The organism is Streptomyces glaucescens (genome assembly GCF_002154375.1).
Lineage (GTDB): Bacteria > Actinomycetota > Actinomycetes > Streptomycetales > Streptomycetaceae > Streptomyces > Streptomyces glaucescens.
The window spans coordinates 1-13,244 of sequence record NZ_MUND01000174.1 but is presented as its reverse complement, the minus strand read 5'-3'; the positions used below and the strand labels follow the sequence as shown (position 1 = coordinate 13,244).

Genomic DNA, 13,244 nt, shown 5'->3' with positions numbered 1-13,244 from the left:
CCTTCCCTGGCAGCTAGCTGCGGGGAGAACCGCCGCTGGAACGGGAACCGGCCGCCAGGGCCGGTGGTTTCGCGCCGGGGCGGGGATCCGCCGATCCGGTTGCGGCCATGGGTCTCGCCGCCGCCTTCCCGCCCGGCCTACGTTCCTCAGCGACCGCGGCCGCCGGGCCGTGGCGTGAGCAGTGGAGGAAGCATGACCGCGGCATTTCGGATGGTACGTCTGGGGACCGCTCTGGCGGCCGTGTCGCTGACCGTGCTGGGTGCGGCGGGGACGGCAGCCGCACAGGCTCCGGCGGCTGCGCAGCAGCGCCCGGTCGCCGCCGCCGCGGCGTCGGTGGACTACGCGACCTGGCAGGCGGACGTCCAGGCGGTCATGGCCGAGGCGCGGCCGTACGTGGAGCGGCGGATCGCCGAGGCCGGCGGCCAGAAGCAGGCCATCGTCCTCGACATCGACAACACCTCGCTGGAGACGCACTTCCAGGTGCTGCCGCCGACGCCGGCCGTGGCACCCGTGCGGGACCTCGCCCGGTACGCCCACGACCGCGGCGTCGCCATCTTCTTCGTCACCGCCCGGCCCGACCTGATCGGGGCGGTCACCAAGGCCAACCTGACCACCGTCGGCTACCCCGTGACGGGTCTGTACCAGCGGTCGCTGCTCGACCTGTTCGGCAGCACGGCCGAGTTCAAGACGGCGAAGCGGGCCGAGATCGAGGCCAAGGGCTACACGATCATCGCGAACATCGGCAACAACACCACCGACCTCGTCGGCGGGCACGCCGAGGCCACCTTCAAGCTGCCCGACTACGACGGCCAGCTGTCCTGACGCCGGTGCCGGCGGACGGTCGTACGGTCGGCCGCCGGCACCCCTCCGGGACCCCCGAGACCCGCGGAACACCTCCTCCGCGGGTTTCGTGTTTGCTTCACCGCGCAACTGTTTGACCCGCCGCAAACGCCGATCCTAGGGTGAAGCCGCTGGGGGAAGCGGGGGTTTCCGGAATAAGTGGCGTCACCGCCAGTAATTCCGATCGATTGTGGCGGCAAAGTCCTCGCCCCCTCCTGAACGGACGAATTCACTCACGCATCAGGGGGAGCTGTGCCGAGTATGTCTGTCACCGATGAGCTGGTCAGCGGGGAAATCGAGCGGATGCTTCTGGAGGCCCGCAGACTGGTCGAGTCCGCCGTCGACCGCCACCGCAACGAAGGCCGGCTGCTGACCGCGCTGGAGCCGGACGAGGGCACGGAGACCGCCGAACAGGTGGTCGACTCAGCGACCTGCTCGCTGATCGTGGTGCTCTCCGGACACCACGGCGAGGAGACCGCGCCGCTCGTCGCCGCCCTGGGCCGCGCGGCGGCCCGCGGGGTCGAGGTCCGGCTGCTCGCCCGGCTGGCCCTGCTGGAGGACCGGCTGTTCCTGGAGCGCCTCGACAAGTACGCCCCGGGCGTCCAGGTCCGGCTCGCCGGAGCGGCGCTGCAGGACATGGTGCTCGCCGACGGCCTGGTCGGCGTCATGTGGTCCCGCGCCTCGGGGCCCTCCCGGGAGGCGCTGGTGATGCGCGCGCCGACCCTGCTGCGCCATCTGCGCACGCTGTTCGCGGCGTCCTGGAGCGGCAGCGCCCCGCTGGCCGACCGCCGCCGGCTGTCCGGCCGTTCGCTCGGCGAGGCGGCCCGCCGCATCCTGCTGGCGCTCAGCTCCGGGCGCACCGACGAGGTCGCCGCCCGCGAACTGGGCATGTCGGTGCGCACCTACCGCCGCAACGTCGCCGAGATCACCCGGGAACTCGGCGCGATCTCCCGGTTCCAGGCGGGTGTCCGGGCCGCGGAACTGGGTCTGCTGGCACCGCTGCCGGCCGCCCGGCCGCAGCGCGCCGCGGGCTGAATTGGCAGGTTGCTGTAGCGCTCCTTGCCGTGGACAGACCGAGAAATGTAGGAATTCTGCAGTCCTCCCCTTCCTGTCCGCCCGCTCTCTGCGAGGAATGACATCCGGTGAACAGCGTGATGATCGAAGCGATGGATATCAGCCGGTCCTTTGGCGGCGCGCGGGCGCTCGACGGCGTCAGTTTTCGCATAGGAAAAGGAGAGGTGCTGTGCCTGCTCGGGCACAACGGAGCGGGCAAGAGCACCCTGGTGAGCATTCTCGCGACCGCGCTCCCGCCGACCTCGGGCACGGCCCGCGTCGCCGGGTACGACGTGCTGCGTGAGCCGCGCGAGGTGCGCCGGCGCATCGGGCTGACCGGACAGTTCGCTGCCGTGGACGAGAACCTGTCGGGCCGGGACAACCTGGTCCTCGTCGCCCGGCTGCTCGGCGCACGCCGGACGGAGGCCGGACGGCGGGCGGCGGAGCTCCTGGACGCCTTCGACCTGAACGCCGCGGCCGACCGGCCGGCCCGCACCTACTCGGGCGGTATGCGCCGCAGGCTCGACCTGGCCAGCAGCTTCGTCGGCAGCCCGCAGGTGCTCTTCCTCGACGAACCCACCACCGGCCTGGACCCGGTCAGCCGCGCCGCGCTGTGGGACCTGGTCCGCTCCTGTGTCGCCGAGGGCACCACCGTGCTGCTGACCACGCAGTACCTCGAGGAGGCCGAGCAGCTCGCCGACCGGGTCATCGTGCTCGGGCACGGCCGGACCATCGCCGACGGGACCGTGGCCCAGCTCAAGGGACGGCTCGGCGGCAGCACCGTACGGGCCCAACTGGCCGACCCGGCGCGGTCGCCGGCGGCGGCCGAGGCGCTGCGGCGGGCCGGTCTCGAGGCCGTCCCGGGCGAGCCGGAGGGGACCGTCGCCGTGCCCGTGCGGGAGTCCGCCGCACTCGCCGCGGTCGTCCGCGCCCTGGACGAGGCCGGCGTGATCATCAAGGAGATCTCCCTGACCGAGCCGACCCTCGACGACGTCTACCTGGCGCTGGCGGAGGGCACCGAAACCGCGGCCGGCGTACCGGTCGCCTCCTGACATCACGCGCACCGACACTCCTCGCATTCCGGCCGAAAGGCCGCAGCCGTGAATCTCTGGATCCTCTACCGGATCACACCCCGACCCCCGGCCCCGTCGGCCCGCCCCCCGGAATCCGGACCGGGCACGCCGGTCCGTGCCGCATCCCCTGGGAGCTCCCATGACGGTGACCACCGCGACCTACCACTCGATCACCGAGGCGCAGATGATCCCCCGCCTCGTCCGCCTCGGGCCCAACCTCTACGGCACGGTCTTCACCCTGATGAAGCTGCTGCCGGCCCACTACATCCTCCAGCGCGCCGACCAGCGCGGTGAACTGGGCGAGGACACCGTCGTCGTGGAGACGACGTCGGGCACCTTCGGGCTCGCGCTCGCCATGCAGTGCGCGCTGATGGAACGCCGGCTGATCCTGGTCAGCGACCCGGCGATCGACCCGAACCTGTACCGCAGACTCACCGACCTCGGCGCCCGCGTCGAGATCTGCCAGGAGCCCGCCCCGGTCGGCGGCTACCAGGAGGCCCGCCTGCGCCGCCTGGCCGAAATACGCGCCGAACTGCCCGACTCCTTCTGCCCCGAGCAGTACTCCAACCCCGACAACCCCCGCTCCTACGGGGTGGTCGCCGACATGCTGCACCAGACCCTCGGGGACGTCGACTGCGTCATCGGCCCCGTCGGCTCCGGCGGTTCCATGTGCGGCACCGTCCGGGCCCTGCGCGAGCGCACCCCGCACACCCGCGCCATCGGCGTCGACAGCCACCGCAGCGTGCTGTTCGGCCAGCCCGACGGGCCGCGCGGTCTGCGCGGACTGGGCAACAGCCTGTGGCCGGCCAACCTCGACCACACCGTCTTCGACGAGATCCACTGGTGCTCCGCTGCCGAGGCGTACGCCCAGACCCGGGCCCTGCACGCCCGTCACGCGCTCTTCCAGGGCCCGACCAGCGGTGCGGCGTATCTGGCCGCCCAGTGGTGGGCCGCCCGGCACCCGGACCGGCTGTGCGTCGTGATGCTGCCCGACGAGGGCTACCGCTACCAGGCCACCGTGTACGACGACCGCTGGCTCGCCGACAACGGCCTGCGCCTGGACGCCCTGCCCGCCGAGCCGGTCACCGTGACCTCGCCCGCCGAGGCGGGGGACGGCTGGACCCGCTTCGACTGGGGGCGCCGCGCCTACGACGACGTGCCCGGCGCCGTTCCCCGCGCGGGCCGGCCGCTGCCCGAGCAGGCCCTGTCGTGACGGCCACCGGGCGGCTCACCCAGACCCTGGGCCCGCGCACCCGCCGCCTCGTCTACGGCGAGTCCGGACCTGAGGACATCCGCCAGGAGCTGGGTGCCACCACGACCGTCGACCTGGCGCACGTGGTGATGCTCACCGAGCGCGGGCTGCTGCCCCGCGAGGCCGCAGCCGCCCTGCTGCGGCGCATCACCGCCCTGCGCGCCGACGGCTTCCGCGCGCTGTACGACCTGCCCGCCCCGCGCGGGCTCTACCTCATGTACGAGGGCCATCTGGTGGCCGAACTCGGCGCCGACGTGGGCGGCAAGCTGCACACCGGCCGGTCCCGCAACGACCTCAAGGCCACCGTGACCGCGCTGCGGCTGCGCGCCGAACTGGCCGAGCTGCTGGGCGAGGTGCTGCGCCTGCAGGGGGTGCTGCTCGCCCGGGCCCGCGCCCACCGCGCCGTGGTCATGCCCGTCTACACCCACTTCCAGCCCGCGATGCCCGTCGGTTACGGCTACTACCTGGCCGGGATCGCCACCGCCCTCGACCGGGACGTCGACACCCTGCACCACGTCCTCACCCAGCTCGACCGGTGCCCGCTGGGCGCCGGGGCGGTGGCCGGCACCGATCTGCCCATCGATCCCGCCCGCACCGCGGACCTGCTGGGCTTCCGGGACGGCCCGCTGCACGCCACGGACGCCGTCGCCGCCCGCGACATCCTGCTGCGCGCGGTGGCCGCCGCCGCCTCGGTGGCCCTCACGCTGAGCCGGCTGGCGACGGACCTCCAGCTGTGGAGCACCCAGGAGTTCGGCTTCGTCGACTTCCCCGAACGGCTGGTGGGCGGCAGCTCCGCGATGCCGCAGAAACGCAACGCCTTCCTGCTGGAGCACGTCAAGGCGAAGGCGGCCCTCGCGGTGGGCGCCTGGACCGCGTCGGCCGGCGCGATGAAGTCGACGCCGTTCACCAACTCCATCGAAGTGGGCACCGAGGCGGTGTCCGCGGCCTGGCCCGCGCTGGCCGCCGTACGGGACTCCGTGCTGCTGAGCCAGTCACTGGCCGGCGGGGCGCGGCCGGTCCCGGACCGGATGGAACAGCGGGCGCGGGAGGGCTTCGTCACGGCCACGGTGATCGCCAACCGGCTCGTCGCCCGGGGCGTGCCGTTCCGCACCGCCCACCACATCGTCGGCGACGCGGTGCGGGAGGCCGTCGAGTCCGGCGCCACGGAGCTGGGCCCGATCACGCTGCCCGGCGGCACGCCCGGCGACCCGGGCGCGGACGCGAGCGCCGGTCCGGGCACCGGGCCGCTCGAACTGCCCGGGCTGCTGGAGGTGGTCGCCGAACACGATCGCGGCGGCGGGCCCGGCGAGTGCGACCGGACCGTCCGCGTGCTGCGGGAACGGCTGGCCGGGCACTGCGACCGGCTCGCCGGGCACCGCGCGGAGACCGACCGGGCGCGACGGCGCCTTGACGAGGCGGTACGGGACCTGGTGGCCCGTACCCCGGAGGAGACGGAGGGAGCGCCGTGAGCGCGACCGGAGGACGGCACGACGAGGACGGACACCACGACGCGGCCGGAGCCCGGCCCGGCGGGCCGTGGTTCGCGTTCCTGGAGAGCAACACCACCGGCACCGGACGTGAGTTCTGCGCGGCGGCCCGCACCCGCGGGATGCGCCCGGTGCTGCTGACCCGGGACCCCGGCCGCTACCCGTACGCGGCCGAGGACGGCATCGACATCCGGGTGCTGGACAGCGGGGACCCGGACGCGGTCCTCGCCTGCTGCACCCGGCTCGCCGCCGGCCAGGCCGGGCTGGCGGGCATCGCCTCCAGCTCCGAGTACTTCGTCGCCGCCGCCGCGCGCACCGCGGCGGCCCTCGGGCTGCCCGCCGCCGACGGGGACGCCGTCGCCCGCTGCCGCGACAAGGAGCGGCAGCGCGCCCTCCTCGCGGACGCGGGCGTGCCGGTGCCCGCCTTCACCGCCGCCACCACGGTGCCCGAAGCGGTGCGCGCGGCCGACGAGATCGGCCATCCCGTGGTGCTCAAGCCGGTCAGCGGCTCCGGCTCGGTCGGGGTCCGGCTGTGCCGGGACCGGGCCGAGACCCTGGCCTGGGCCGGGGAACTGCTGGGCCGCGGCACCGACGAGCGCGGGAACCCGGTCGCGGCGCGCATCCTCGTCGAGGCGGCCGTGACCGGGCCCGAGTTCTCGGTGGAGACGTTCGACGACCGGGTGGTGGCCGTGGTCGCCAAGCACACCGGTGCGCCGCCGTACTTCGTCGAGACCGGGCACGACGTGCCCGCGCCCCTGCCGCGGGCCGACGCGGACGCGCTCGGCGCGACCGCCCTGGCGGCGCTGGCCGCGCTCGGCCTCGGCTGGGGCGCCGCCCACACCGAACTGCGGCTGACCGCCACCGGACCGGTGGTGATCGAGGTCAACCCCCGCCTGGCCGGCGGGATGATCCCCGTCGCCGTGCGGGCCGCCCTGGGCACCGACCTCGTGGACACGGTGATCGCCAAGTCCGCCGGCCGGCCCGCCCCGGTGCCCGCCGCGGGCGCCGGGCACGCGGCGGTGCGCTTCCTGCCCGCCGGCCGTGAGGGGCACGTCACCGGGATCACCGGGCTGCCGGACGCCGAGGCCGCGCCCGGCGTGGTGGCCGTGGCGGCCGGCACCGCCAAGGGGCGGACCGTCCGCATCACGCACTCGTTCCAGGACCGGCTGGCCTGCGTGGTCGCCACCGGAGCGGACGCGGCCGAGGCCGCACAGCGCGCGGCCGACGCCGCGCGGCTGATCAGGATCGAGCTGGAGGAGCCGGCAGCGCCGGAAGAAGGAGTCGGGGGCAGATGACAGAGCACGCGAACAACCAGGCGTTCACCAGAGTCCCGCGGTGGACGGTACCGTCCGCCCGGGAGGAGGGGACCGGGGTGCACGGCACCCGGCTCCCCGAGAGCCTCACCCGGGCGCTGGAGGGCCGGGCCGCGGAACTGGGCACCGGGCTGCCCGCCCTGCTCACCGCCGCCCACGCCCGGGTCCTGGCGACCGTGACGGCCGAGCGGGACCTGCTCGTCGGGTACGTGCCGCAGGACGGTGCCGGGCGTTCCCGGCCGCTGCGGCTGAGCGTCGAGAACTCCACCTGGGCACAGCTGGCGGCACAGGTGACCGCCGCCCCGGCCGCGCAGGGCGCCTCGGACCCCGTCGAGGGCCGCCCCGAGGTGGTCCTGGACCTGTCCGGCCTGTCCGAGACGGGCGAGACGGCCGAGACGGCCGAGACCGCCGAATCCGACGCGGCTTCCCGGGCCGTGGGCGAGGTGCCGGTGCTGCGGGTGGTGTGGAGCCGCGACGAGTACGGTCTGGCGCTGCGCCTCCTGCACGACCGCGCCGTGCTCGACGGGAACTACGCCGAGCGCCTGGCCGGGTACCACCTGGCGGCGCTGCACCACCTGGCCGCCGGTCCCGGTGAGCGCCACCACCGCCAGAGCCTGCTGTCGGACCGCGAGGTCGAGAAGCAGCTGTACGGGCTCGCCGGACCGCGCGCCGAGCTGCCCGGCCACACCTTCGTGGACGTGTTCGAGGAGCGGGTGCGGGCGGTCCCCGGCGCGGTGGCCGCCGAACACGCGGGGGAGCGCTGGACGTACCGGGAGCTGGACGAGCGGGCCAACCGGGTCGCGCACGCCCTGATCGACGCGGGCGCCGGCCGCGAGGACGTGGTCGCCGTCGTCATGGACCGCACCCTGGACTGGATCGCCGCCGCGCTCGGCGTGTTCAAGGCCGGCGCCGTCTACCTGCCGGTCCGGCCGGACTTCCCGGCGGACCGGGTCGCGACCCAGTTCGACCGCAGCGCCTGCCGCTTCGCCCTGACCGAGCCCGGCAGCGAGCAGCTCGTCCGGCAGGCGTCCGCCGCCGTGGCCGAGGCGCCCGCCGTCCTGTCCGTGCCCGCGATCCACGCCCGGCGCGACCTGTCCACCGCCGCGCCCGCCACGGCGGTGACGCCCGGGCAGGCGGCGTACATCTACTTCACCTCCGGCTCCACCGGCGCCCCCAAGGGAGCGCTGTGCGAGCACGCGGGGATGCTCAACCACCTCCACATGAAGATCGAGGACATGGGACTGGCCGCCGGGACCCGCCAGGTGGTCACCCAGACCGCGTCCCAGTGCTTCGACATCTCGCTGTGGCAGTTCGCCGCCCCGCTCATGGTCGGCGGAAGCGTGCGGATCGTGGACACCGACACCCAGCTCGACGTGGCGGGCTTCCTCGACGAGGTCGCCGACGGCGATGTCACCGTCGTCCAGATCGTCCCCTCCTACCTGGAGGTGCTGCTGACCCATCTGGAGCAGCACCCGCGCCCGCTCGGCGCGCTGCACACGGTGTCGGTCACCGGGGAGGCCCTCAAGTACGAGCTGGTGCAGCGGTGGTTCGCCGCGTACCCGGGCATTCGGCTGGTGAACGCCTACGGTGCCACCGAGGTCTCCGACGACACCATGCACGAGGTCCTGGACCGGCTGCCGGAGCGGGACTTCGTGACGGTCGGCCGGTCGCTGCGCAACGTCAACACGTACGTGCTCGACGAGAACCTGGCGCTGGTGCCGCTCGGCTCGCCGGGCGAGATCGCGTTCTCCGGGGTGTGCGTCGGCCGCGGCTACATCAACGACGAGGAGCGCACCCGGCAGGCGTTCGTCCCCGACCCGTTCCGCGCCGGCACCCGCATGTACCGCACCGGCGACTTCGGCCGCTGGCTGCCCGAGGGCCGGATCGAGTACCTGGGCCGCCGGGACGAGCAGGTCAAGATCCGCGGCTTCCGCATCGAGATCGGGGAGATCGAGAACAAGCTGCTGACCATGCCCGGGGTGCGGGAGGCCGCGGTCGTCATCGACGACGGCACCGGCGACCTGCGCAACCTCGTCGCGTTCTTCGCGGGCCACGACGACCTGCCGGCCGAGCGGGTCCGCGACTTCCTGGCCACCCTGCTGCCCGACTACATGGTGCCCACCTACTTCCACCAGATGGAACGGCTGCCGCTCACCGAGAACGGCAAGATCGACAAGAAGGCGCTGGTCCGGCTCGCCGGCACCCTCGGCCACGGCGGCGCCGCCTACGCCGCCCCCACCACCCCCGCCGAGCAGCGGCTCGCCATGCTGTGGGCCGAGGTGCTCGGCGTTCCGCTGGAGCGCATCGGACGGACCGACAACTTCTTCGAGCTGGGCGGCACCTCGCTGGCCGCGGTCCGCCTGCTGGTCCGCCTGGACCGGGCGCTGTCCCTGAAGGACCTGGTCGGCAGCCCCGTCCTCGCCGACCTGGCCGCGGTCCTCGACACCCGCGGCGAGGGCGGTGCCGCCCCGGCGGCCACCGGGCTGCTCCAGCCGCTGGCCGCCCCGCGCGCCCCCCACCACACCCTGGTCTGCTTCCCGTACGCCGGGGGCAACGCGGTCAACTTCCGCTCGCTGGCCGCGGAGCTGGAACGCGACGGCTTCGCCGTCGAGGCGGTCGAGCTGCCCGGCCACGACCTCGCCGACAGCGGCGAGGAGATGCTGGACGTGCCCGGGATCGCCCGCCGGGTGCGGGACGAGATCGTCGCCCGGGTCGCCACCCCGGTGCTGATCTGGGGGCACTGCGCGGGCGCCGCGGCGGCCCTGGAGACGGCCCGGCTGCTGGAGCGGGCCGGGCGGCCCGTCGAACGCGTCTTCATCGGGGCCCTGCTGCCGGCGGAGCCCGACGCGCTGCGCGCCGAGATCGCCGAGACGTCCGCCGCCGACACCACCACCCTGCTGTCCTGGCTGCGGGCCGACAACGCGTACGTGGAACTGGACGCGCTCAAGCCGGAGCGCGCCGACGTGGTGGGCCGGGCCTACCGGCACGACGTGCTCGTCGCCAACAGCCATCTGGTGCGCCTGCACGAGGACCGCGAGCGGTACCGCCTGGACGCGCCGGTGGACGTGGTCGTGGCCCACGACGACGCCTCCACCGCCGGGTGGGCCGACGTCTACGGCGGCTGGAAGACGGTCTCCGACCGGGTCGCTCTGCTCGAACTCGCGCAGGGCGGACACTACTTCGTCAGCACCCGGCCGGCGGAGACCGCCCACGTGATACGCGGCCGCTGCGCCTCGCCCGAGCCGCAGCTCTAGGAGGGAGTCACGTGACAACCGAGATCCTCACCCCGGCGGTCCGCCGAGGGGTGGTCAGCACCGGGGTCAGCACGGCCTTCGGTACGTTCGGCGAGCTGCTCCAAGGGGTGCTGCCCGAGGAGAACGGGGACTTCCTGGTGACCCTGCCCGTGGCCCGCTGGGCCATGGCCAGGTTCGAACCGGACCCGGACTCCCAGCTCCTCCAGGTGCGCCCCGTCCACAAGAAGAAGGCGCTGCGCCTCACGTCGATGATCCTCCAGGACGCCGGATGGCAGGGCGGGGGCAACCTGACGATCCACAGCACCCTGCCCGAGGGCAAGGGGCTGGCCAGTTCCTCGGCGGACCTGGTGGCCACGGCGCGGGCCGTGGCCAACGCGCTGGACGAGCCGATGCCGCCGCGCCGGATCGAGACGTACCTCGCCAGGATCGAACCGACCGACGGCGTGCTCTACTCCTCGATCGTCGCCTTCCACCACCGCACCGTCCGGCTGCGCGCCCAGCTGGGTTCGCTGCCGTCCATGGCCGTGGTCAGCGCCGACGAGGGCGGCGCCGTGGACACGGTCGACTTCAACAACATCCCGAAGCCGTTCACCGCGGCCGACAAGCGGGAGTACGCCCGGCTGCTCGACCGGGTCACCGCGGCCGTCGCCCGCCGGGACCTGGCGGAGGTCGGGCGGGTGGCCACGGCCAGCGCCCGGATGAACCAGGTGCTGCGGCACAAGTGGTCCCTGGACGGGATGACGGCGATCTGCCGGGACGTGGGCGGTCTGGGCGTCGTCGTCGGCCACAGCGGCACCACCATCGGCATCCTGCTCGACACCGCCTCGCCGGACTGCCCGGCCCAGCTCGCCGCGGCCGCCCAGGCCTGCCAGGAGCTGGTCGGCAACGTGACCGTGTACCGGACGCTGAGCTTCGACTGAGCGCCTCCGGCCGCAGGAGAGGGGCCGCACCCGGAATCCGGGTGCGGCCCCTCTCGCGTGCGCCGGCTCAGGGGGTGAACGGCTCGCCGAGCCCGACGACGATCTCCCGCTCGCCGCGGTACGGCTCACGGCTGTGCGCCGTCCGGACGTTGTCGACCAGCAGCAGGTCGCCCCGCTGCCAGGGCTCGCGCACCGTGTGCCGCTCGTACACCTCGTTGATCAGGTCCACCGTGGCGCGGTCCAGCGGTGTGCCGTCGCCCCGGAAGGTGTTGAACGGCAGCCCCTCGGGGCCGAACTCGGCGGTGAGGAAGGCGTGCACCTCGGGGGCCATCGTCCACTCGTTGAGGAACGCGATCTGGTTGAACCAGCAGCGCTCACCGGTGTCGGGGTGGGCCAGCACCGCGGGGCGGGTCTGCGTGGTGCGCAGGCTGCCGTCGGCGCCCCACCGGGTCTCGATGCCGTGCTCGGCGCAGTGGCGGTCGACCTCGGCGCGGTCACTGCTGCCGAACGCGTCCTGCCAGCCGATCCCGATGAAGGGGTTGTAGTGCCGGGTCAGCCGCCAGCCGTGCCGCTCGAACGCCTCCACCAGCTCCGGTGGCAGGTCGTTCAGCACCGCCCGGGCGTCCGCGAGCGCCGTGACGCCGCCGGAGGCCGGCGGGGTCACGCAGGCGAAGGCGAGCAGCCGAGGGGCACGGGCGGCGTAGCTCAGCTCGTGGTGCATGCACATCGGCTGGTCCGCGGGCCAGTGCGAGGACGAGTACACGCCGGGCGCCCCGTACGGGTCGCGCGGGGCGAACCCCTCGCGCTCGGTCATGCCCTCGCCGAGGACCGCCCCCACGGTCTCGACGGCCCGCTCACGGCCGTCCAGGTCCAGTCCGCGGACCAGGACGGCGCCGTGCCGGGCCACCAGGTCCCGTAGCTCCGCCCGGTGCCCGGACGCCCAGGCCACCGCGTCGGTGCCGGGCGCGGGCGCCGCGTCCAGACGTACGAGGGGCTGTGCCTGAAGTCGCGTCATGATGTCTCCGTTTCGTCGGCGTCGTCACTGGGACGCGGGGTGAGGTGCGAGGGGACGGGGGAGCGGATCACGTCACCGGGCGGCGGAACGCCCAGACCGCCACGGCGGACCCGGCCACCGCGACGAGCAGGCTGGTGCCCAGCGCCGCCCACAGCCGGGTCCCCAGCGGCAGGTCCAGGGAGAGGGCGCGCGCCGCGTCCATCGCGTACGACAGCGGGTTGAGCCGCGCGAGGATCTGCAGCCAGCCCGGCAGCCGGTCGACCGGGACGAACGCACTGGACGCGAACATCAGCGGGAACGTCACCAGGTAGGCGGCGGACTGCATGGCCTCCGCGCTGCGCAGCCACGCCGCCAGCGCGAGGAAGATCCACGTCATCGCCCACACCACCGCGCAGGTCAGCAGCAGCGCGGCCAGCAGCCCCGGCGCACCGCCCGCCGGACGGGCGTCGAGCGCCACCACGGCCACCACGACGAGGATCGCCAACTGGGCGGCCGTGCGCAGCAGGTCGGCGAGGCTGCGGGCGAGCAGCAGCAGCGGGGTGTGGATCGGCAGGGTGCGCAGCCGCGCCACCGCCCCGTTGTCCATGTCCCGCACCAGCCCGATGCCCGAGGCGACCGACGGGCCGATCCCGGTGGTCACGAGCAGGGCCGGCAGCAGGTAGTCGAGGTAGCCGACGCCCTCGGGCAGATGCCCGCGGTCGACGATGCTGCCGAAGACCTGGCTGAGCAGCAGCAGCATGAACACCGGCTGGAGCATGCTGAGGACCAGGGCCCTGCGGTGCGAGAGGTGGGCCCGCACCGAGCGGCCGGTGAGGATCAGCAGCTGCGCGGGCACGCTGCTGCCCTGCCAGGCCGCGGCGGAGCCGCCGGCCGGCAGGGTGGGGGCGAGGGTCATCGGATGCCTCCTTGGTCGTAGGTCCTCTGGACCCGGGTCAGCGCGGTCAGCAGCTCGTCGGAGGTCACCCGGCGGGCCGTGGCCAGCGCCGTGCGGGGCAGGGGCAGCCGCCCGGTGTCCGCCCAGCGCAGCCGCCCGTCGG

At 74.1% G+C, this 13,244-nt stretch carries 10 protein-coding genes; 8 read left to right on the top strand and 2 right to left on the bottom strand.

Annotated features, from left to right (window positions below; all coding sequences use genetic code 11):
* Window positions 1-192: 192 nt before the first annotated feature.
* From CCN42_RS13170 to CCN42_RS13135, 8 genes are all read left to right on the top strand, one after another.
* The gene (locus CCN42_RS13170; protein WP_086735586.1) at window positions 193-822 is read left to right on the top strand and encodes an HAD family acid phosphatase; all 630 of its coding nucleotides are present in this window, start codon (window positions 193-195) and stop codon (window positions 820-822) included.
* A 279-nt stretch (window positions 823-1,101) separates the two neighbouring features.
* Window positions 1,102-1,875 (top strand): helix-turn-helix transcriptional regulator, encoded by a 774-nt coding sequence (locus tag CCN42_RS13165; protein WP_086735584.1) that lies wholly within the window; start codon window positions 1,102-1,104, stop codon window positions 1,873-1,875.
* 131 nt (window positions 1,876-2,006) lie between these two features.
* Window positions 2,007-2,945 carry an ATP-binding cassette domain-containing protein gene (locus CCN42_RS13160; protein ID WP_245877261.1) on the top strand — a complete coding sequence of 313 codons (939 nt, stop codon included), beginning with the start codon at window positions 2,007-2,009 and terminating at the stop codon, window positions 2,943-2,945.
* Window positions 2,946-3,105: 160 nt separating this feature from the next.
* Window positions 3,106-4,179: a cysteine synthase family protein gene (locus CCN42_RS13155; RefSeq protein WP_086167945.1), complete on the top strand. Its 1,074-nt coding sequence runs from the start codon at window positions 3,106-3,108 to the stop codon at window positions 4,177-4,179.
* Complete coding sequence (gene argH, locus CCN42_RS13150; protein WP_086735582.1) at window positions 4,176-5,687, top strand: argininosuccinate lyase; 1,512 nt, start codon at window positions 4,176-4,178, stop codon at window positions 5,685-5,687. Before CCN42_RS13155 ends, argH begins: the two co-directional genes overlap by 4 nt.
* Window positions 5,684-7,000, top strand: a complete 1,317-nt coding sequence (locus CCN42_RS13145; RefSeq protein ID WP_086735580.1) for an ATP-grasp domain-containing protein — start codon at window positions 5,684-5,686, stop codon at window positions 6,998-7,000. The genes argH and CCN42_RS13145 overlap by 4 nt, the downstream gene beginning before the upstream one ends.
* Window positions 6,997-10,272 carry a non-ribosomal peptide synthetase family protein gene (locus CCN42_RS13140; RefSeq protein WP_086735578.1) on the top strand — a complete coding sequence of 1,092 codons (3,276 nt, stop codon included), beginning with the start codon at window positions 6,997-6,999 and terminating at the stop codon, window positions 10,270-10,272. The genes CCN42_RS13145 and CCN42_RS13140 overlap by 4 nt, the downstream gene beginning before the upstream one ends.
* A gap of 11 nt (window positions 10,273-10,283) precedes the next feature.
* Window positions 10,284-11,192 carry a GHMP family kinase ATP-binding protein gene (locus CCN42_RS13135; RefSeq protein ID WP_245877260.1) on the top strand — a complete coding sequence of 303 codons (909 nt, stop codon included), beginning with the start codon at window positions 10,284-10,286 and terminating at the stop codon, window positions 11,190-11,192.
* Window positions 11,193-11,259: 67 nt separating this feature from the next.
* Here the strand turns inward: CCN42_RS13135 and CCN42_RS13130 are convergent, their stop codons facing one another.
* Together CCN42_RS13130 and CCN42_RS13125 are read right to left on the bottom strand one after the other, a co-directional pair.
* Window positions 11,260-12,207, bottom strand: a complete 948-nt coding sequence (locus CCN42_RS13130; protein WP_086735576.1) for a TauD/TfdA family dioxygenase — start codon at window positions 12,205-12,207, stop codon at window positions 11,260-11,262.
* A 67-nt stretch (window positions 12,208-12,274) separates the two neighbouring features.
* On the bottom strand, window positions 12,275-13,102 hold the full coding sequence (locus tag CCN42_RS13125) for an ABC transporter permease (protein ID WP_086735574.1): 828 nt from the start codon (window positions 13,100-13,102) through the stop codon (window positions 12,275-12,277).
* Between the last annotated feature and the right edge of the window lie 142 nt (window positions 13,103-13,244).